Genomic DNA, 19,219 nt, shown 5'->3' on the forward strand with positions numbered 1-19,219 from the left:
ACACATGAACTTACATGAATATCAGGCCAAACAGCTGTTTGCCCGGTATGGCTTACCGGCTCCGGTGGGTTATGCCTGTACTACCCCGCGTGAAGCAGAAGAAGCCGCATCTAAAATCGGTTCCGGCCCTTGGGTAGTTAAGTGTCAGGTTCACGCTGGTGGCCGTGGTAAAGCGGGCGGTGTGAAGGTTGTTAAGAGTAAAGAAGAGATTCGTGCGTTTGCTGAACATTGGCTCGGCAAGCGTCTGGTAACGTACCAGACAGATGCGAACGGCCAGCCTGTCAACCAGATCCTGGTTGAAGCTGCAACTGACATCGCGAAAGAACTGTACCTGGGCGCGGTTGTTGACCGTAGCTCCCGTCGTGTGGTGTTCATGGCGTCTACCGAAGGCGGCGTGGAAATCGAGAAAGTGGCAGAAGAGACGCCACACCTGATCCACAAAGTGGCGATCGATCCGCTGGCAGGCCCTATGCCTTACCAGGGTCGTGAGCTGGCGTTCAAACTGGGCCTGGAAGGCAAGCTGGTTCAGCAGTTCACCAAGATCTTCATGGGTCTGGCCACCATCTTCCTGGAGCGCGACCTGGCGCTGATCGAGATCAACCCGCTGGTCATCACCACTCAGGGCGACCTGATCTGCCTCGACGGCAAACTGGGCGCTGACGGCAACGCACTGTTCCGCCAGCCGGATCTGCGTGAAATGCGCGACCAGTCTCAGGAAGACCCGCGTGAAGCGCAGGCTGCACAGTGGGAACTGAATTACGTGGCGCTGGATGGCAACATCGGCTGCATGGTTAACGGCGCAGGCCTGGCGATGGGCACCATGGACATCGTTAAGCTGCACGGCGGTGAGCCTGCAAACTTCCTCGACGTGGGCGGTGGCGCAACCAAAGAGCGTGTAACCGAAGCGTTCAAAATCATCCTGTCTGACGACAACGTCAAAGCCGTGCTGGTTAACATCTTCGGCGGTATCGTGCGTTGCGACCTGATCGCAGACGGTATCATCGGTGCGGTAGAAGAAGTGGGTGTTAACGTCCCGGTTGTGGTGCGTCTGGAAGGTAACAACGCTGAACTCGGCGCGAAAAAACTGGCTGACAGCGGCCTGAATATTATTGCAGCGAAAAGTCTGACGGATGCAGCTCAGCAGGTTGTTGCCGCAGTGGAGGGGAAATAATGTCAGTTTTAATTAATAAAGATACCAAGGTTATCTGCCAGGGCTTCACCGGTAGCCAGGGGACTTTCCACTCCGAACAGGCGATTGCCTACGGCACGCAGATGGTTGGTGGCGTAACGCCAGGTAAAGGCGGCACCACGCACCTGGGCCTGCCGGTATTCAACACCGTGCGCGAAGCAGTTGAAGCGACGGGCGCGACCGCGACCGTTATTTACGTTCCGGCTCCGTTCTGCAAAGACTCGATTCTGGAAGCGATTGACGCGGGCATCAAGCTCATCATCACCATCACCGAAGGTATCCCGACGCTGGATATGCTGACCGTGAAAGTGAAGCTGGATGAAGCGGGCGTGCGCATGATCGGCCCGAACTGCCCGGGCGTTATCACCCCAGGCGAATGCAAAATCGGCATCATGCCGGGTCACATTCACAAACCGGGTAAAGTGGGTATCGTCTCCCGTTCCGGTACGCTGACCTATGAAGCGGTTAAGCAGACTACCGACTACGGTTTCGGCCAGTCCACCTGTGTGGGCATCGGTGGTGACCCCATCCCAGGTTCTAACTTCATTGATATCCTGAAAATGTTCCAGGAAGATCCGCAGACCGAAGCGATCGTGATGATCGGTGAGATCGGCGGTAGCGCAGAAGAAGAAGCGGCTGCGTATATCAAAGAACATGTGACCAAGCCGGTTGTCGGTTATATCGCAGGTGTGACAGCGCCGAAAGGTAAGCGTATGGGTCACGCAGGCGCGATTATCGCAGGCGGTAAAGGTACGGCTGATGAGAAATTCGCCGCGCTGGAAGCCGCAGGCGTGAAAACCGTTCGCAGCCTGGCGGATATCGGCGAAGCACTGAAATCCATCATTAAGTAAATCCTCTCTGCTCCCTGTAAAAGGGAGCGTTGAAGTAATAAGTGTCCGTTTCGACATGGTTGGCCGCTGTAAAGCGGCCTTTTTTAATGCCTGCGTTTCGCGACCAGCGTGAATTTGTAATCGTCGCTGTTAAACACGTTACGGCTGTATTCAAACACCCGCCCATCCTTCAGAAAGCCGCGTGACACCTTTTCCAGTATCGGTTTTGCCGGATCCAGCGCCAGCGCGTCGATCGCCTCCTGTGAGGGCACGATCGGAACCAGTTCCTGTTCACTGCGATCGATAACCATCTTCTTGATCTGTTCGATGTAGTGATATTTGGAATTTTCCATCACCTCCCAGGTGAGGTCGGCGAACATCGCCAGCGGCATCCACGTCTCTTCCAGATTCACCGGTTTTTGCTTAATAAAGCGGACCCGTTTGACATGCCACACTTTGTCATCCGGGCGAATGTTAAGCGTCTCAGCCAGTTTCACATCCGCTTTGATCACTTCGAATGTTTTTACGTCGCTGTGGGTATCGACGTTTCGGTCCGCCAGTTTTTCATAAAAGCCGGTAAGCTGATAAATGTCGTAATTGACGCGCTCCTCTCTCACATAGGAGCCGCTGCCCTGAATGCTCTCGATAATCTGCTCTTCAGTGAGGAGCTTCAGTGCCTGCCTCACCGTGACGCGGCTGACGCTAAATGTCTCCTGCAGGCTGGATTCCGTCGGTAACGCATCACCGGGTTTTAACTCACCGGCGGTAATTTTCTCGCGAAGCGCATCCGCTATCTGCCGGTACATCGGTTTATTGCCCATGTCGTCTGCCTTTTAATACCTTTTCACGGAATTATGCCTCCAGCACAGGATTTGTAAATAATACAAATTAAATACAAATTGTTGGTGTTAGTGAAAATGATCACATAAAGGTATCAGTTTGTCTGTCACAATCGATCCTGAATAATTCCCCTTGAGTGTGAGGATCCTGATGAACCTGACGACCCTGACCCATCCCGACGCTGTTTGCGTGCAGGCGCAGTACACCAGTCGTGATGAAGCAATACGCCAGCTCACGATGCGGCTGGTGACGCTCGGCAAAATTACCGACGGCAATGTGTTTTTAACCGAAGTCTTTCATCGGGAATCGCTAGGCCCTACCGCGCTCGGCGAAGGGCTGGCAGTCCCGCATGGTAAATCAGCGGTGGTGAAAGAGGCGGTTTTTGCCGTAGCCACCCTGAGTGAACCGCTGAGCTGGGAAGGCGTGGATGGCCCGGAAAATGTCGAGCTGATTTTCCTGCTTGCCATTCCGCCGGCTGAAGCTGGCTCAACCCATATCCAGGTGCTGACGGAACTTACTTCTCGTCTGGCGGATGAAACTCTTCGGGCGCGCGTCATGGCGGCTACCACGGCAGCAGCGCTACTCGCCGCGCTGGACGATGTGCCACAGGAAGATGACGTTGTCGCGTTCGTGGATGCGCCAACCATCGTTTGTGTAACTGCATGCCCCGCCGGTATTGCGCATACCTATATGGCAGCTGAGTATCTGGAAAAAGCGGGGCGTAAGCTTGGCGTAAACGTGGTGGTGGAAAAGCAGGGGGCGAACGGTATCGAAGGGCGGTTGACCGCGCAGCAGTTACGCACTGCGCAGGCCTGTATCATTGCCGCAGAAGTGGCTCTCAAAGAGAGCGAGCGTTTTCAGGGCATCCCGACGCTGTCCGTGCCGGTCGCGGAACCGCTTCGCCATGCCGAAGCGCTTATTAAGCGTGCGTTGGCCTTACCCCCCGCGGAAACGGATCGCCAGGTGCACACCGGCAATGATGTGAGCAAGAGCCTTAAGACGGAGCTTAAGCAGGCCCTGCTCAGCGGTATTTCCTTTGCCGTGCCGCTGATTGTGGCGGGAGGCACGGTGCTGGCCGTCGCGGTATTGCTGGCACAGATGTTGGGATTACAGCATCTGTTTGAGCAGGAGAACTCATGGCTGTGGATGTATCGCAAACTCGGCGGGGGAATGTTAGGCACGTTAATGGTGCCGGTGCTGGCCGCGTATACCGCCTACTCGCTGGCAGATAAACCTGCTCTGGCGCCGGGTTTTGCGGCCGGTCTTGCCGCCAATATGATCGGTTCAGGTTTTTTAGGGGCGATTGCAGGTGGCCTGATTGCCGGCTATCTGATGCGCTGGGTGAAAAATCATATCCGTCTGAGTCAGCGTTATAACGGCTTTTTAACCTATTACCTCTACCCGGTGATTGGCGTGCTGGGCGCGGGCAGCCTGATGCTGTTCGTGATCGGCGAGCCGGTCGCGTGGATCAACTCCTCCCTCACGGCATGGCTTAACGGGCTCTCCGGTGCCAATGCGCTGCTACTGGGCACTCTGCTCGGTTTTATGTGCTCGTTCGATTTGGGGGGACCGGTCAACAAAGCGGCCTATGCGTTCTGTCTGGGGGCGATGGCCAACGGCGTTTACGGGCCGTATGCCATTTTTGCTTCCGTCAAAATGGTCTCGGCTTTTACCGTCACGGCTTCAACCATGCTGGCACCGCATCTCTTTAAACCGTTTGAAATCGAAACCGGCAAGTCGACGTGGCTGCTGGGCCTTGCGGGGATCACCGAAGGGGCAATTCCGATGGCCATTGAAGATCCGCTGCGGGTGATTGGCTCGTTTGTTGTTGGCTCGATGGCAACAGGGGCGATTATCGGTGCAATGGGTATCGGGTTGTCTACGCCGGGGGCGGGCATCTTCTCTCTCTTTTTACTGCATGACGCGGGGATGGGTGGCGTGATTGCGGCGGCAGGCTGGTTTGGCGCAGCGCTGGGGGGAACGATGCTCTCTACGCTCATCTTACTGTTCTGGCGACGTCTGGGCGTAAAAAAAGGCAAATACCTGACGGAAGACGTCACGCCATAAATTCATTTACAGGAAACGAAGATGAAAGCTGTATCTCGCGTTCATATCACGCCACATATGCACTGGGACCGTGAGTGGTATTTCACCACCGAAGCGTCGCGGATCCTTTTGGTCAATAACATGGAGGAGATCCTGACCCGTCTGGAGCAGGACGAAGAGTATAAATACTACGTTCTCGATGGACAGACCGCGGTACTGGAGGATTACTTCGCCGTTGTGCCGGAAAACCGGCCCCGGGTAAAAGCGCTGGTTGAGCGCGGAAAGCTGATTATCGGGCCGTGGTATACCCAGACCGATACCACGATAGTCAGCGGCGAATCGATCGTTCGCAACCTGATGTACGGGATGCGCGACTGCATGGAATTCGGTGAGCCGATGAAAATAGGGTATCTGCCGGATTCGTTTGGCATGTCCGGGCAACTTCCGCATATCTATAACGGCTTTGGTATCACCCGCACGCTGTTCTGGCGCGGATGTTCTGAGCGTCACGGCACCGATAAAACAGAATTTTTATGGCAGAGCGCAGACGGCAGCGAAGTCACGGCGCAGGTACTACCGCTGGGCTACGCGATTGGTAAGTACTTACCGGAGGATGAAGCGGGGCTGCGTAAACGGCTCGATACCTGGCTTACATTGCTGGAGAACGCTTCCGTGACGAAAGAGATTCTGCTGCCTAACGGTCACGACCAGATGCCCCTCCAGCAGAACATTTTCGCGGTGATGGATACCCTTCGAAAGATGTACCCGCAGCGGAAATTTGTGATGAGCCGGTTCGAGGAGGTCTTTGAGCATACTGAAGCGCACCGTGACGAACTGGCGACGCTGAAAGGGGAGTTTATCGACGGCAAATACATGCGTGTACACCGGACAATCGGCTCCACACGGATGGACATCAAAATTGCCCACGCCCGCATTGAAAACAAAATCGTGAATATCCTCGAACCGCTGGCGGCGCTCGCCTGGATGCTGGGCTTCGAGTATCACCACGGTTTGCTGGAGAAAATGTGGAAAGAGATCCTTAAGAATCATGCTCACGACAGCATTGGCTGCTGCTGCAGCGACAAAGTGCATCGTGAGATTATGGCCCGGTTTGCGCTCGCTGAAGACATGGCCGATAACCTCACGCGCTTCTCGATGCGCAAGATTGTCGACAATATGCCGCAAAGCGAGGCCGACAAGCTGGTGATGTTCAATCTGATGCCCTGGCCCCGTGAAGAGGTGATTAACACCACCCTTCGTCTGCGCGCGAGCCAGTTCCGGTTGCGGGATGATAAAGGCAATGAGATCCCCTGTTTTATTCGCCGCGCCCGGGAAATTGACCCGGGGCTGATTGATCGGCAAATCGTGCACTATGGTAATTACGATCCGTTTATGGAGTTTGATATCCAAATCTGTCAGATCCTGCCCGCGATGGGATACCGCACGCTTTACATCGAGCCCCAAGCTCCTGAAAAGAGGCTTCCCGCGAGGGCAAAAACGGATGCTCTGCTGGAAAACGCCTTCTGGCAAATTGATATAAATGACGATGGCACGCTGCGCCTGCGTGATAAAGAATCCGGACTTATTTATGACCGCGTACTGGAAATTGAAGAGGGGTCGGATGATGGCGATGAGTACGACTACTCGCCTTCCCGGGAAGAGTGGCGGCTCACTTCAGCGCACGGGCAGCATCATGTTGAGGTGATACAGGAAGCCTGGCAGAGCAGGGCGGTGATCCAGCATCGCATCGCCGTTCCGGCAAACCTGGCCGAGCGGTCGGCCCGCCTGTGCAATGGCGCTCTTGCGGTTGAATTTGAGGTTACTCTCAGCCATAACAGCAGGCGTGTAGATGTTGTGGCGCGTCTGGATAATCAGGCTGACGATCACCGGGTCCGCGTACTTATCCCGACGCCGTTTATGACGCAGCAGGTACTGTCAGATACGCAGTTTGGCTCCATAGCGCGCCCGGTTCGCGATGACGCGATGGCTAACTGGCAAGAAGAGGGCTGGAAAGAGGCACCGGTTCCCGTCTGGAATTTACTTAACTACGCCGTGCTGCAGCAGGAACGAAACGGGCTTGCCCTGTTCACAGAAGGGTTACGCGAATTTGAAGTGGTGGGGGAGGCGGAAAAAGCGTTTGCTCTGACCCTTCTACGCGGTGTGGGCGTGTTGGGAAAGGAAGATTTGCTGTTGCGCCCGGGCCGACCGTCCGGCATAAAAATGGCCGTTCCGGACTCGCAGCTTCGGGGCAGGCTCGATTGCCGTTTTAGCCTTCTGAGTTTTAGCGGCTCTCCCGAGAACGCCGGCGTTGCTCAGCAGGCGAAAGCGTGGCTTACCCCCGTCCAGTGTTATAACAAAATCCCCTGGGATGCCATGAAGCTTAACCGTGCGCCGTTCAGCACGCCGGACAGATACAGCCTGCTGACCCTTTCGCCGACAGGCTGTGTTATGAGCGCGATAAAAAAGGCGGAGGATCGGGACGCGCTTATCCTTCGTCTGTTCAATCCGTCGGAATCTGTGTCCTGTGATGCCTCTTTATCGTGGAATCAGGCGCTTAAAGGCTGTTGCGAGACGAATTTAAATGAACAGGTACTGGCAGGTAGGGGAGAAGAAAAGGGCATTACGGGCCTGTTCAGGCCTGGGCAATCGCGGACTTTTAGCCTGAAAACGGAAAGGTAGCGTCTGAAGTGAACAAAAGGCTGCGCTCAGGGCAGCCTTTTTTATTGAATAGTCACATTGTGGTGTTAATTTTAAGCGTGTCGCAGGTAAAATAAATGTAATTATCTGCGGCTATCGTCGCACAATGGAAAAAAAACGCGCTGACGACTACCTTTATACGTTAACGCGAATGTAAAGATGCGTTGTTCTTCAGCGTTAAAATAAATCACGTCTGTTTATATTCTTTCTTGCTTTTGATAACTCCAAATATCTCGTCGTACACATAGCATTAACAAGGTTTTTACCATTCTCACCACATTTAAACATGGTTAACAGAAACGGTGCTTTTTGATTTAAATCAAAGTTTAATCCTTGGAAAAAGGTGTCGAAAGGCGGTAAATTGTCCCCGATCAAAATGGCTGAAAAGTGGTAATTTTGCTATAAATTGATCGCCGTCGAAAAACGTAAATGTGATTCAATAAAAACCTGTTTATTGTAAGGGTTTTGCAGCGTATTATATTTGCGGGATCAATTTGAGTTTTTTATTAACGTATTTGTAACCTATCGTCATTGCTTTTATCCTTTCTCAGGCTAAGCGCGACGACATGGATGCGAATAATTTGTATTGGGGCATGTGTGTGAATCCTTTTCTAACGGGGTTCACTCTCGGAGTCTTCATGCGATGAGCAAGGAGTCATGATGTTAGATATAGTCGAACTGTCGCGCTTACAGTTTGCCTTGACCGCGATGTACCACTTCCTGTTTGTGCCACTAACGCTCGGTATGGCGTTCCTGCTGGCCATCATGGAAACGGTCTACGTCCTCTCCGGCAAACAGATTTATAAAGATATGACCAAGTTCTGGGGCAAGTTGTTTGGTATCAACTTTGCACTGGGCGTGGCTACCGGTTTGACCATGGAGTTCCAGTTCGGGACTAACTGGTCTTACTATTCTCACTACGTTGGGGATATCTTCGGTGCGCCGCTGGCCATTGAAGGTCTGATGGCCTTCTTCCTCGAATCCACCTTTGTAGGTCTGTTCTTCTTCGGTTGGGACCGTCTGGGCAAAGTCCAGCATATGGCGGTGACCTGGCTGGTGGCACTCGGTTCGAACCTGTCCGCACTGTGGATCCTGGTCGCGAACGGCTGGATGCAGAACCCTATCGCGTCTGATTTCAACTTCGAAACCATGCGTATGGAGATGGTCAGCTTTGCCGAGCTGGTGCTGAATCCGGTCGCACAGGTTAAATTCGTTCACACCGTGGCGTCTGGCTATGTGTGCGGCGCGATGTTTGTACTGGGCATCAGCTCTTACTACATGCTGCGTGGTCGTGACTTCGCGTTTGCTAAGCGCTCCTTTGCTATCGCTGCAAGCTTCGGTATGGCTGCAATCCTCTCTGTTATCGTGCTGGGTGATGAATCCGGTTACGAAATGGGTGACGTGCAGAAAACCAAACTGGCCGCTATCGAAGCCGAATGGGAAACCCAACCCGCGCCTGCTGCCTTTACTCTGTTCGGTGTTCCCGACCAGGATGCACAGGAAAACCGCTTCGCCATTCAAATTCCTTACGCGCTCGGCATCATTGCTACCCGCTCCGTCGACAAGCAGGTGACGGGTCTGAAAGAGCTGATGGTGCAGCATGAAGGCCGTATCCGTAACGGTATGAAAGCTTACGCGCTGCTGGAGCAGCTGCGTGCGGGTTCTACCGACCAGGCCGTGCGTGACCAGTTCAACGATGTGAAGAAAGATCTGGGTTACGGTCTGCTGCTGAAACGCTATACCCCGAACGTCTCCGACGCGACGGAAGCGCAGATCCAGATGGCGACCAAAGACTCCATTCCACGCGTTGCGCCACTGTACTTCGCATTCCGTATCATGGTGGGCTGCGGCATCATCATGCTGCTGATCATTGCGGCGTCCTTCTGGTCCGTGATTCGTAACCGCATCGGTGAGAAAAAATGGCTGCTGCGTACCGCGCTGTATGGTATCCCACTGCCGTGGATTGCTATCGAATCCGGCTGGTTTGTTGCGGAATATGGCCGTCAGCCATGGGCGATCGGTGAGGTGCTGCCAACAGCGGTAGCGAACTCCTCTCTGACTGCCGGCGATCTGATCTTCTCCATGCTGCTGATTTGTGGTCTGTACACCCTGTTCCTGGTGGCTGAACTGTTCCTGATGTTCAAGTTCGCGCGCCTTGGCCCAAGCAGCCTGAAAACCGGTCGCTATCACTACGAGCAGTCCGGTGCGACTACTCAGCCGGCACGCTAAGACAGGAGTCATCAAATGATCGATTATGAAGTATTGCGTTTTATCTGGTGGCTGCTGGTCGGTATTCTGCTGATCGGTTTCGCAGTCACTGACGGTTTCGACATGGGGGTGGGGATGCTCACCCGTTTCCTCGGTCGTAATGACACCGAGCGTCGAATCATGATTAACTCCATCGCCCCGCACTGGGACGGTAACCAGGTGTGGCTGATCACCGCAGGCGGCGCGCTGTTCGCTGCCTGGCCGATGGTCTACGCGGCTGCGTTCTCCGGTTTCTATGTGGCGATGATTCTGGTGCTGGCTTCTTTATTCTTCCGTCCGGTTGGTTTCGACTACCGTTCCAAGATTGAAGACACCCGCTGGCGCAACATGTGGGACTGGGGCATCTTCATTGGTAGCTTCGTTCCACCGCTGGTGATTGGCGTGGCGTTCGGTAACCTGCTGCAAGGTGTACCGTTCCACATCGATGAATACATGCGTCTTTACTACACCGGTAACTTCTTCCAACTGCTGAATCCGTTTGGTCTGCTGGCAGGCGTGGTGAGTGTGGCAATGATCATTACTCAGGGTGCGACCTATCTGCAGATGCGTACCGTAGGTGAATTGCATCTTCGCTCTCGTGCAACGGCGCAGGTTGCTGCGCTTATTACCCTGGTGTGCTTCGCACTGGCCGGCGTATGGGTGATGTACGGTATCGACGGTTATGTCATTACGTCTGCAATTAACCACACGGCACCGTCTAACCCGCTGACGAAAGAAGTGGCACGACAGGCTGGCGCGTGGCTGGTGAACTTCAACAATATGCCTGTTCTGTGGGCTATTCCGGCTCTGGGTGTGTTGCTGCCGCTGCTGACGATACTGACGTCACGTCTGGAAAAAGGTGCCCTGGCATTTGTATTTTCCTCACTGACGCTGGCGTGCATTATTCTGACTGCAGGTATCGCGATGTTCCCATTCGTCATGCCGTCCAGCACGATGATGAATGCAAGCCTGACCATGTGGGATGCAACGTCCAGCCAGCTGACGCTTAACCTGATGACGTATGTTGCTTGCGTGTTCGTACCGATTATCCTGCTGTACACCGCCTGGTGTTACTGGAAAATGTTCGGTCGTATCACGAAAGAAGATATTGAAAGCAACACTCATTCTCTGTACTAAGTAAGGAGCTGAATATGTGGTATTTCGCATGGATTTTAGGGACGCTTCTTGCCTGTGCATTTGGTGTCATTACTGCCCTGGCGCTTGAGCACGTCGAAGCGTCTAAAGCAGGTGAAGACAAACACTAATGAACATTATCGCGACGCTTTACGCGGTAATGGATAAGCGCCCGTTAAGGGCGCTTTCTTTAGTGATGGCATTACTGCTGGCAGGTTGTATCTTCTGGGACCCTTCGCGCTTTGCAGCGAAGACCAGCGAGCTTGAGATCTGGCACGGCTTCCTCATTATGTGGGCGGTGTGCGCAGGTGTGATCCACGGCGTAGGCTTTCGTCCGAAAGCGTTGCACTGGCAGGGGATTTTCTGCCCACTTATCGCCGATCTGGTGCTTCTCGCTGGCTTGATTTTCTTCTTCTTCTGAATAAGAAATGTCCGTTAATGATATGGGCTTACCCTGGCCCATAAAAATTTACTCTCCGTTTACTTTCTCCCATTCCAAACCATCTTTCCCGCGCGTATAGTAGCGAAGTTTAAAAGCTCTAACTTTTGTTGCATTACCGGGATGTAAAGTGAATACAACGCTGTTTCGATGGCCGGTTCGTGTCTATTACGAAGATACCGATGCCGGGGGTGTGGTTTACCACGCCAGCTACGTTGCTTTTTATGAACGGGCACGCACAGAGATGCTGCGCCATCATCACTTTAGTCAACAGGAGCTGTTGGCTGAGCGAGTTGCCTTCGTGGTTCGCAAGATGACGCTTGAGTATTTTGCGCCTGCCAGACTCGACGATATGCTCGAAGTCCAAACTGAAATTACATCAATGCGCGGAACCTCAATGGTTTTCACGCAGCGGATAGTCAATGCAGAAAATACGGTACTGAACTCAGCTGAAGTCCTGATCGTCTGTGTTGATCCAACCATAATGAAGCCTCGTGCGCTTCCTAAGTCTATTGTCGCGGAGTTTAAGCAGTGACTGACATGAATATCCTTGATTTGTTCCTGAAGGCAAGCCTTCTGGTTAAACTTATCATGTTGATTTTGATTGGTTTTTCAATCGCATCCTGGGCCATCATCATCCAGAGAACGCGTATCCTCAATGCGGCTGGCCGTGAAGCAGAAGCGTTTGAAGATAAGTTCTGGTCGGGTATTGAGCTTTCTCGTCTGTATCAGGAAAGCCAGGGACGCCGTGATAACCTCGTAGGCTCCGAACAGATTTTCTATAGCGGATTCAAAGAGTTTGCTCGTTTGCATCGCGCAAACAGCCACGCGCCTGAAGCGGTTGTGGAAGGTGCCTCGCGTGCGATGCGTATCTCCATGAATCGCGAGCTGGAAAACCTTGAAACGCATATTCCTTTCCTGGGAACCGTTGGTTCCATCAGCCCGTATATCGGTCTGTTTGGTACGGTCTGGGGGATTATGCACGCCTTTATCGCCCTGGGGGCGGTGAAGCAGGCGACGTTGCAGATGGTTGCCCCGGGTATTGCAGAAGCACTGATTGCGACCGCTATCGGTCTGTTTGCGGCGATCCCGGCGGTTATGGCTTACAACCGTCTGAACCAGCGCGTGAATAAACTGGAACTGAACTACGACAACTTTATGGAAGAGTTCACCGCAATTCTGCACCGTCAGGCGTTTACCAGTACCGAGAGTAACAAGGGGTAAACCATGGCCAGATCGCGTGGACGAAATCGTCGCGAGCTCAAGTCCGAAATCAATATCGTTCCACTGCTGGACGTTCTGTTGGTACTGCTGCTGATCTTCATGGCGACAGCACCCATCATTACCCAGAGCGTGGAGGTTGATCTGCCGGATGCGACAGAATCACAGGCGGTAAGCACCAATGACGATCCTCCGGTCATCATTGAGGTTTCCGGTGTAGGGCAATACAGCGTAGTGGTAGAAAAAGATCGTATGGATCAACTGCCACCTGAGCAGGTTATTGCTGAAGCGCAGCGACGCCTGGAGTCAAATCCGAAAACGGTCTTCTTAATCGGTGGCGCGAAAGACGTACCATACGATGAAATTATTAAAGCGCTGAACTTGCTACATAGCGCGGGCGTTAAGTCAGTTGGCTTAATGACTCAGCCTATTTGATCATCTGCGTAGTTTTTGGGAACCGATAGTGTCAAAGGCAACCGAACAGAACGACAAGCTTAAGCGAGCGATAATCGTCTCCGCAGTGCTGCACGTTATTCTTTTTGCAGTGCTGATCTGGAGTTCGTTCGACGAGCACATTGATGCATCATCGGGCGGCGGTGGAGGCTCTTCCATTGACGCCGTCATGGTGGATCCCGGTGCGGTAGTGCAGAACTATAACCGCGAGCAACAGCAGAAGGCGAGTGCAAAACGGGCTGAAGAGCAGCGTGAAAAACAGGCGCAACAGCAAGCGGAAGAACTGCGTGAAAAGCAGGCCGCTGAGCAGGAGCGACTGAAGCAGCTTGAGAAAGAACGTTTGCAGGCGCAGGAAGCGGCGAAAGAGCAGGCGGAACAGCAGAAGCAAGCTGAAGAGGCCGCGAAGAAAGCTCAGGAACAGCAGAAGCAGGCGGAAGAGGCGGCAGCCAAAGCCGCGGCGGACGCGAAAGCACAAGCTGATGCCCAGGCAAAATTAGCGGCGGAAGCGGCGAAGAAAGCCGCAGCCGATGCTCAGAAGAAAGCTGAAGCCGAAGCGGCGAAGAAAGCCGCTGCTGATGCTCAGAAGAAAGCTGAAGCGGAAGCGGCAAAAAAAGCTGCTGCTGATGCTCAGAAAAAAGCTGAAGCGGAAGCCGCGAAGAAAGCTGCTCAGGAAGCAGAGAAGAAAGCTGCTGCCGATGCTGCGAAGAAAGCGGCTGCTGCCGAGAAGGCTGCAGCAGAAAAAGCGGCCGCTGCTGAAAAAGCCGCAGCAGAGAAGAAAGCCGCCGCCGAGAAAGCGGCTGCTGACAAAAAAGCTGCAGCAGAAAAAGCCGCTGCCGATAAGAAAGCTGCTGCAGAGAAAGCCGCCGCCAAAAAAGCGGCCGCCGCTGAGAAAGCCGCGGATGCCGCTGGCGTTGACGATCTCCTGGGCGACCTGAGTTCTGGTAAGAATGCGCCGAAAGCGGGCGGTGGTGCGAAAGGAAACAATGCAGCACCAACAGGAAGTGGTAACACTAAGAGTAACGGTGCTTCTGGTGCAGAAATCAACGGTTATGCCGCGCAGATTAAATCCGCTATCGAAAGCCGATTCTATGATGCGTCTTCCTACACCGGTAAAACGTGCACGCTGCGTATAAAACTGGCGCCGGATGGCATGCTCCTTGATATTAAGTCCGAAGGTGGCGATCCCGCTTTATGTACTGCAGCACTTGCCGCAGCGCGTCAGGCTAAGATGCCTAAGCCGCCGTCACAGGCAGTCTACGAAGTCTTTAAAAATGCACCGCTGGACTTCAAACCTTAAGTTACATTTTCCCCGTGCAAACGGGGAAAAATAGACCAGGGTTAGTCACAGGGTTTAGTAGTTTTGTCTATTTGGGTTTGTTAACATTCTGCTAAATTATCGTGGGTAAGGTTACCCGGATAAGGGAGATATGATGAAGCAGGCATTACGTGTAGCATTTGGTTTTTTAATGCTGTGGGCAGCAGTACTGCACGCAGAAGTACGTATCGAGATCACCCAGGGGGTGGATTCGGCACGCCCAATCGGTGTTGTTCCGTTCCAGTGGGCCGGCCCTGGCGCTGCGCCTGAAGATGCCGGTGGCATCGTTGCGGCTGACCTGCGTAACAGCGGTAAATTCAACCCATTAGATCGTTCTCGTCTGCCTCAGCAGCCGGGCAGCGCGCAGGAAGTACAGCCTGCCGCATGGTCTGCACTCGGTATCGATGCTGTCGTTGTTGGTCAGGTTACACCTAACCCGGACGGCTCTTACAACGTTGCATGGCAGCTGGTTGATACCGGCGGTGCACCGGGTACCGTTCTGGCACAGAACTCTTACAAGGTCACTAAACAGTACCTGCGCTACGCGGCACACGCTGCCAGCGATGCGGTATTTGAAAAACTGACCGGCATTAAAGGTGCGTTCCGTACCCGTATTGCTTATGTGGTACAGACCAATGGCGGTCAGTTCCCGTATGAGCTGCGCGTATCTGACTACGATGGTTACAATCAGTTCTTGGTGAAACGTTCTTCTCAGCCGCTGATGTCTCCAGCCTGGTCTCCGGACGGTTCTAAACTGGCTTATGTTACCTTCGAAAGCGGTCGTTCAGCGCTGGTTATCCAGACGCTGGCTAACGGTGCTGTTCGCCAGGTTGCGTCGTTCCCTCGTCACAACGGTGCGCCTTCGTTCTCTCCGGACGGTACCAAACTGGCGTTTGCGCTCTCTAAAACCGGTAGCCTGAACCTGTACGTGATGGACATTGGCTCAGGTCAAATTCGCCAGGTGACCGATGGTCGCAGCAACAACACCGAACCGTCCTGGTTCCCGGACAGCCAGAACCTGGCATTTACGTCTGACCAGGCAGGTCGTCCACAAATCTATAAAGTGAACGTCAACGGCGGTGCTCCACAGCGTATTACCTGGGAAGGTTCGCAGAACCAAAACGCGGACGTGAGCAGCGACGGTAAATTTATGGTAATGGTCAGCTCCAACGGTGGGCAGCAGCACATTGCCAAACAAGATCTGGTAGCGGGTGGCGTTCAAGTTCTGTCGTCAACGTTCCTGGATGAAACGCCAAGTCTGGCACCTAACGGCACTATGGTAATCTACAGCTCTTCTCAGGGGATGGGATCTGTGCTGAATCTGGTTTCTACAGATGGGCGTTTCAAAGCGCGTATTCCGGCAACTGATGGACAGGTAAAATCACCTGCCTGGTCGCCGTATCTGTAAATAATAATTAATTGATTACTAAAGGAATCATAGAAATGCAACTGAACAAAGTGCTGAAGGGGCTGATGATCGCTCTGCCTGTAATGGCAATCGCAGCGTGTTCTTCTAACAAGAATGCAAGCAATGACCAGAGCGGCGAAGGCATGATGGGTGCCGGTACCGGTATGGACGCGAATGGCAATGGCAACATGTCTTCTGAAGAGCAAGCGCGTCTTCAGATGCAGCAGCTGCAGCAGAACAACATCGTTTACTTCGATCTGGATAAATACGACATCCGTTCTGACTTCGCTGCGATGCTGGATGCTCACGCTAACTTCCTGCGTAGCAACCCGTCTTACAAAGTCACCGTAGAAGGTCACGCGGACGAACGTGGTACTCCAGAGTACAACATCTCCCTGGGTGAACGTCGTGCTAACGCCGTTAAAATGTACCTGCAGGGTAAAGGCGTTTCTGCTGACCAGATCTCCATCGTTTCTTACGGTAAAGAAAAACCTGCAGTACTGGGTCACGACGAAGCGGCTTACTCCAAAAACCGTCGTGCCGTACTGGTTTACTAAGAGAATTGCATGAGCAGTAACTTCAGACATCATCTGTTGAGTCTGTCGTTACTGGTTGGAATAGCGGCCCCCTGGGCCGCTTTTGCTCAGGCACCAATCAGTAGTGTCGGCTCAGGCTCGGTAGAAGACCGGGTCACTCAACTCGAGCGTATTTCTAACGCTCACAGTCAGCTTTTAACCCAACTCCAGCAACAACTTTCCGACAACCAAAACGATATTGACTCTCTCCGTGGTCAGATTCAGGAAAGCCAGTATCAGCTTAACCAAGTTGTGGAACGTCAGAAGCAAATCTTGCTGCAGATGGATAGCCTCAGCAGCGGTGGCGCAGCTGCGCAGCCAGCAGCAGGCGATCAGAGCGGTGCGGCGACGTCGACCCCTGCTCCTGCGGCAGATGCTTCGGCCTCGACGGGAGCGCCTGTTCAGAGCGGTGACGCGAATACGGACTACAACGCGGCCATTGCCCTGGTACAGGATCAATCTCGTCAGGATGACGCTATCGCTGCGTTTCAGAACTTTGTGAAGAAATACCCTGATTCCACTTATCTGCCCAATGCAAATTATTGGCTGGGTCAGCTGAATTACAACAAGGGTAAAAAGGACGATGCGGCGTTTTATTTTGCCTCAGTGGTGAAAAATTACCCGAAATCGCCAAAAGCGCCTGATGCGATGTTTAAAGTCGGCGTCATCATGCAGGACAAAGGTGACACTGCGAAAGCGAAAGCGGTTTATCAGCAGGTGGTTGCTAAATTCCCTGGCACCGAAGGTGCGAAGCAGGCGCAAAAACGTCTGAATTCGATGGGATGATTATCGCATGACCAGAAATCGCGTTATTTCTGGTCGTGCAGCATGATTCGTAAGCAGTTAAGTGATCTTCATCGAAATTTTTGTTGCGCTGAATTCTTAAATCAGTAATATATGCCGCCGTTGCCACGGGATATCAAACAACGTGAAAACAGCGTAAAAGTGGGTCGTTAGCTCAGTTGGTAGAGCAGTTGACTTTTAATCAATTGGTCGCAGGTTCGAATCCTGCACGACCCACCACTTAAAGCAGTTCCGGTAGTACAGAGTGGGTGATTAGCTCAGTTGGTAGAGCATCTCCTTTACACGGAGGGGGTCGGCGGTTCGAGCCCGTCATCACCCACCACTCCGGGTCGTTAGCTCAGTTGGTAGAGCAGTTGACTTTTAATCAATTGGTCGCAGGTTCGAATCCTGCACGACCCACCAATTTTAATGTCTTACTCAGATGTTAAACGTGAAGGATAACGTTGCAACAGCAACGGCCCGTAGGGCGAGGCGAAGCCGAGTCATCCTGCACGACCCACCAGGTTATTGGTATGAGTAAAAATTCAGGCAACACCCAAGCGGGTCGTTAGCTCAGTTGGTAGAGCAGTTGACTTTTAATCAATTGGTCGCAGGTTCGAATCCTGCACGACCCACCAGCCTGAATAGATTTGCTGTACATCCCGCAAGGGGTCGTTAGCTCAGTTGGTAGAGCAGTTGACTTTTAATCAATTGGTCGCAGGTTCGAATCCTGCACGACCCACCAATGTAAAAAAGCGCCCTAAAGGCGCTTTTTTGCTATCTGTATTCCGCATATTTTGACCTTGCAGGTCGGCTCCGGCGAAGACGCCATCCGATGCGTGCTACGCACACCTATTTCCGGTGACTTTTTCTCGCAAATTCGCTATCTTGTTTAGTATACAAAACACATTTGCCGTCCGTTTTGCTATGTCATGCAAAAGAAAGGCAATAATGTTAAGCCAGTAAAACGAGAAGCCATAATGAGCGTGATGTTTGATCCAGAAGCCGCAATCTATCCCTTCCCGCCAAAGCCTGTCCCGCTGAGTCAGGATGAGAAGCAGTTTTACCGTGAGAAGATCAAACGTCTTCTCAAAGAGCGAGATGCAGTGATGGTTGCACATTACTACACCGACCCGGAAATCCAGCAACTGGCGGAAGAGACCGGGGGCTGCATCTCTGACTCTCTGGAGATGGCACGCTTTGGTGCCAGACATCCTGCTTCCACGTTACTGGTCGCAGGCGTTCGCTTTATGGGTGAAACCGCAAAGATTCTCAGCCCTGAAAAAACCATTCTGATGCCAACGCTACATGCGGAGTGTTCACTCGACCTCGGCTGTCCGATTGATGCGTTCTCGGCCTTCTGCGACGCCCATCCGGACCGTACCGTGGTGGTCTATGCCAATACCTCTGCCGCAGTGAAAGCGCGGGCAGACTGGGTCGTGACGTCAAGCATCGCCGTTGAACTGATTGAGCATCTGGACAGCCTGGGCGAGAAAATCATCTGGGCGCCTGACCGCCATCTCGGTAATTACGTGCAGAAGCAGACCGGCGCTGACGTGCTTTGCTGGCAGGGTGCCTGTATTGTTCATGACGAATTTAAGACGCAGGCGCTCTCGCGCATGAAGGCGCTTTACCCGCACGCTGCGATCCTTGTTCACCCGGAATCACCGCAGTCCATTGTCGACATGGCGGATGCCGTGGGATCCACAAGCCAGCTTATCAATGCCGCCAGGACGCTGCCGCACAAGCAGCTCATCGTGGCAACCGACCGCGGTATTTTCTATAAGATGCAGCAGGCCGTGCCTGAGAAAGAGCTGCTTGAAGCACCAACGGCGGGCGAGGGGGCGACGTGTCGTAGCTGCGCGCACTGCCCGTGGATGGCGATGAACGGCCTGAAAGCTATTGCTGAGGGGCTGGAGAAAGGCGGAGCAACGCATGAAATCCATGTGGATGCTGCTCTGCGTGAAGGTGCGTTAATTCCGCTTAACCGCATGCTGGATTTTGCGGCTACACTACGTACTTAATTCAATACGCCCTGGGGA

The 19,219-nt window shown here is 53.2% G+C and carries 17 protein-coding genes and 5 tRNA genes; 21 read left to right on the forward strand and 1 reads right to left on the reverse strand.

The features are described from left to right. The first annotated feature begins 4 nt into the window (after positions 1 to 4). Both sucC and sucD read left to right on the forward strand, forming a co-directional pair. Positions 5 to 1,171 (forward strand): ADP-forming succinate--CoA ligase subunit beta, encoded by a 1,167-nt coding sequence (sucC, locus tag AB6731_RS10835; protein WP_006809579.1) that lies wholly within the window; start codon positions 5 to 7, stop codon positions 1,169 to 1,171. After that, entirely contained in the window at positions 1,171 to 2,040 is an 870-nt protein-coding gene (gene sucD / locus AB6731_RS10840) for a succinate--CoA ligase subunit alpha (RefSeq protein ID WP_014169173.1), read from the forward strand. The genes sucC and sucD overlap by 1 nt, the downstream gene beginning before the upstream one ends. Positions 2,041 to 2,123: 83 nt before the next feature. Here sucD and AB6731_RS10845 read toward each other — a convergent pair whose 3' ends face one another. Next, positions 2,124 to 2,840: a GntR family transcriptional regulator gene (locus tag AB6731_RS10845; protein WP_025204652.1), complete on the reverse strand. Its 717-nt coding sequence runs from the start codon at positions 2,838 to 2,840 to the stop codon at positions 2,124 to 2,126. Positions 2,841 to 3,009: 169 nt separating this feature from the next. On the opposite strand from AB6731_RS10845, the gene mngA reads away from it, so the two are divergent. From mngA to nadA, 19 genes are all read left to right on the forward strand, one after another. Beyond that, positions 3,010 to 4,926 carry a PTS 2-O-a-mannosyl-D-glycerate transporter subunit IIABC gene (mngA, locus tag AB6731_RS10850; protein ID WP_371006353.1) on the forward strand — a complete coding sequence of 639 codons (1,917 nt, stop codon included), beginning with the start codon at positions 3,010 to 3,012 and terminating at the stop codon, positions 4,924 to 4,926. A 21-nt stretch (positions 4,927 to 4,947) separates the two neighbouring features. Next, positions 4,948 to 7,584: a mannosylglycerate hydrolase gene (gene mngB / locus AB6731_RS10855; RefSeq protein ID WP_371006354.1), complete on the forward strand. Its 2,637-nt coding sequence runs from the start codon at positions 4,948 to 4,950 to the stop codon at positions 7,582 to 7,584. A 678-nt stretch (positions 7,585 to 8,262) separates the two neighbouring features. Next, positions 8,263 to 9,831, forward strand: a complete 1,569-nt coding sequence (cydA, locus tag AB6731_RS10860; RefSeq protein ID WP_020884962.1) for a cytochrome ubiquinol oxidase subunit I — start codon at positions 8,263 to 8,265, stop codon at positions 9,829 to 9,831. A gap of 15 nt (positions 9,832 to 9,846) precedes the next feature. Continuing rightward, complete coding sequence (gene cydB, locus AB6731_RS10865; RefSeq protein ID WP_014169180.1) at positions 9,847 to 10,986, forward strand: cytochrome d ubiquinol oxidase subunit II; 1,140 nt, start codon at positions 9,847 to 9,849, stop codon at positions 10,984 to 10,986. 14 nt (positions 10,987 to 11,000) lie between these two features. After that, positions 11,001 to 11,114, forward strand: a complete 114-nt coding sequence (cydX, locus tag AB6731_RS10870) for a cytochrome bd-I oxidase subunit CydX (protein ID WP_014169181.1) — start codon at positions 11,001 to 11,003, stop codon at positions 11,112 to 11,114. Beyond that, complete coding sequence (ybgE, locus tag AB6731_RS10875; RefSeq protein ID WP_020884961.1) at positions 11,114 to 11,404, forward strand: cyd operon protein YbgE; 291 nt, start codon at positions 11,114 to 11,116, stop codon at positions 11,402 to 11,404. Before cydX ends, ybgE begins: the two co-directional genes overlap by 1 nt. A gap of 148 nt (positions 11,405 to 11,552) precedes the next feature. Beyond that, entirely contained in the window at positions 11,553 to 11,957 is a 405-nt protein-coding gene (gene ybgC, locus AB6731_RS10880) for a tol-pal system-associated acyl-CoA thioesterase (protein WP_014169183.1), read from the forward strand. Beyond that, positions 11,954 to 12,646, forward strand: a complete 693-nt coding sequence (tolQ, locus tag AB6731_RS10885) for a Tol-Pal system protein TolQ (RefSeq protein ID WP_014169184.1) — start codon at positions 11,954 to 11,956, stop codon at positions 12,644 to 12,646. The genes ybgC and tolQ overlap by 4 nt, the downstream gene beginning before the upstream one ends. A gap of 3 nt (positions 12,647 to 12,649) precedes the next feature. Next, on the forward strand, positions 12,650 to 13,078 hold the full coding sequence (gene tolR / locus AB6731_RS10890; RefSeq protein ID WP_014169185.1) for a colicin uptake protein TolR: 429 nt from the start codon (positions 12,650 to 12,652) through the stop codon (positions 13,076 to 13,078). Positions 13,079 to 13,106: 28 nt separating this feature from the next. After that, a complete protein-coding gene (tolA, locus tag AB6731_RS10895) occupies positions 13,107 to 14,393 on the forward strand; it encodes a cell envelope integrity protein TolA (protein WP_025204649.1) in 1,287 nt (428 codons plus the stop codon). 133 nt (positions 14,394 to 14,526) lie between these two features. Continuing rightward, positions 14,527 to 15,819 (forward strand): Tol-Pal system beta propeller repeat protein TolB, encoded by a 1,293-nt coding sequence (gene tolB, locus AB6731_RS10900; protein ID WP_025204648.1) that lies wholly within the window; start codon positions 14,527 to 14,529, stop codon positions 15,817 to 15,819. A 35-nt stretch (positions 15,820 to 15,854) separates the two neighbouring features. Beyond that, positions 15,855 to 16,376 (forward strand): peptidoglycan-associated lipoprotein Pal, encoded by a 522-nt coding sequence (gene pal / locus AB6731_RS10905; protein ID WP_003858578.1) that lies wholly within the window; start codon positions 15,855 to 15,857, stop codon positions 16,374 to 16,376. Between the two features lie 9 nt (positions 16,377 to 16,385). Further along, the gene (cpoB, locus tag AB6731_RS10910) at positions 16,386 to 17,180 is read left to right on the forward strand and encodes a cell division protein CpoB (protein ID WP_040016950.1); all 795 of its coding nucleotides are present in this window, start codon (positions 16,386 to 16,388) and stop codon (positions 17,178 to 17,180) included. Between the two features lie 161 nt (positions 17,181 to 17,341). After that, a tRNA-Lys gene (locus AB6731_RS10915) sits at positions 17,342 to 17,417 on the forward strand. Between the two features lie 27 nt (positions 17,418 to 17,444). Then, positions 17,445 to 17,520: transfer RNA gene (locus tag AB6731_RS10920), tRNA-Val, on the forward strand. Positions 17,521 to 17,524: 4 nt separating this feature from the next. After that, a tRNA-Lys gene (locus tag AB6731_RS10925) sits at positions 17,525 to 17,600 on the forward strand. A gap of 139 nt (positions 17,601 to 17,739) precedes the next feature. Then, a tRNA-Lys gene (locus AB6731_RS10930) sits at positions 17,740 to 17,815 on the forward strand. A gap of 31 nt (positions 17,816 to 17,846) precedes the next feature. Next, positions 17,847 to 17,922 (forward strand) — tRNA-Lys (locus AB6731_RS10935). 235 nt (positions 17,923 to 18,157) lie between these two features. Then, positions 18,158 to 19,201, forward strand: coding sequence for a quinolinate synthase NadA (gene nadA / locus AB6731_RS10940; RefSeq protein ID WP_020884958.1), 1,044 nt, complete (start codon positions 18,158 to 18,160; stop codon positions 19,199 to 19,201). Positions 19,202 to 19,219 lie beyond the last annotated feature (18 nt).

The sequence above is a fragment of the Enterobacter sp. RCC_40 genome, assembly GCF_041360735.1.
GTDB classification, from domain to species: domain Bacteria; phylum Pseudomonadota; class Gammaproteobacteria; order Enterobacterales; family Enterobacteriaceae; genus Enterobacter; species Enterobacter ludwigii.

What these genes read in the sequence shown, in the direction of transcription:
- tolB (WP_025204648.1), top strand. Translation starts at nt 14,527, where the DNA reads ATGAAGCAGGCATTACGTGTAGCATTTGGTTTTTTAATGCTGTGGGCA.
- pal (WP_003858578.1), top strand. Translation starts at nt 15,855, where the DNA reads ATGCAACTGAACAAAGTGCTGAAGGGGCTGATGATCGCTCTGCCTGTA.
- mngA (WP_371006353.1), top strand. Translation starts at nt 3,010, where the DNA reads ATGAACCTGACGACCCTGACCCATCCCGACGCTGTTTGCGTGCAGGCG.
- AB6731_RS10845 (WP_025204652.1), bottom strand. Translation starts at nt 2,840, where the DNA reads ATGGGCAATAAACCGATGTACCGGCAGATAGCGGATGCGCTTCGCGAG.
- ybgE (WP_020884961.1), top strand. Translation starts at nt 11,114, where the DNA reads ATGAACATTATCGCGACGCTTTACGCGGTAATGGATAAGCGCCCGTTA.
- cpoB (WP_040016950.1), top strand. Translation starts at nt 16,386, where the DNA reads ATGAGCAGTAACTTCAGACATCATCTGTTGAGTCTGTCGTTACTGGTT.
- cydX (WP_014169181.1), top strand. Translation starts at nt 11,001, where the DNA reads ATGTGGTATTTCGCATGGATTTTAGGGACGCTTCTTGCCTGTGCATTT.
- sucC (WP_006809579.1), top strand. Translation starts at nt 5, where the DNA reads ATGAACTTACATGAATATCAGGCCAAACAGCTGTTTGCCCGGTATGGC.
- cydB (WP_014169180.1), top strand. Translation starts at nt 9,847, where the DNA reads ATGATCGATTATGAAGTATTGCGTTTTATCTGGTGGCTGCTGGTCGGT.
- sucD (WP_014169173.1), top strand. Translation starts at nt 1,171, where the DNA reads ATGTCAGTTTTAATTAATAAAGATACCAAGGTTATCTGCCAGGGCTTC.
- mngB (WP_371006354.1), top strand. Translation starts at nt 4,948, where the DNA reads ATGAAAGCTGTATCTCGCGTTCATATCACGCCACATATGCACTGGGAC.
- tolR (WP_014169185.1), top strand. Translation starts at nt 12,650, where the DNA reads ATGGCCAGATCGCGTGGACGAAATCGTCGCGAGCTCAAGTCCGAAATC.
- nadA (WP_020884958.1), top strand. Translation starts at nt 18,158, where the DNA reads ATGAGCGTGATGTTTGATCCAGAAGCCGCAATCTATCCCTTCCCGCCA.
- cydA (WP_020884962.1), top strand. Translation starts at nt 8,263, where the DNA reads ATGTTAGATATAGTCGAACTGTCGCGCTTACAGTTTGCCTTGACCGCG.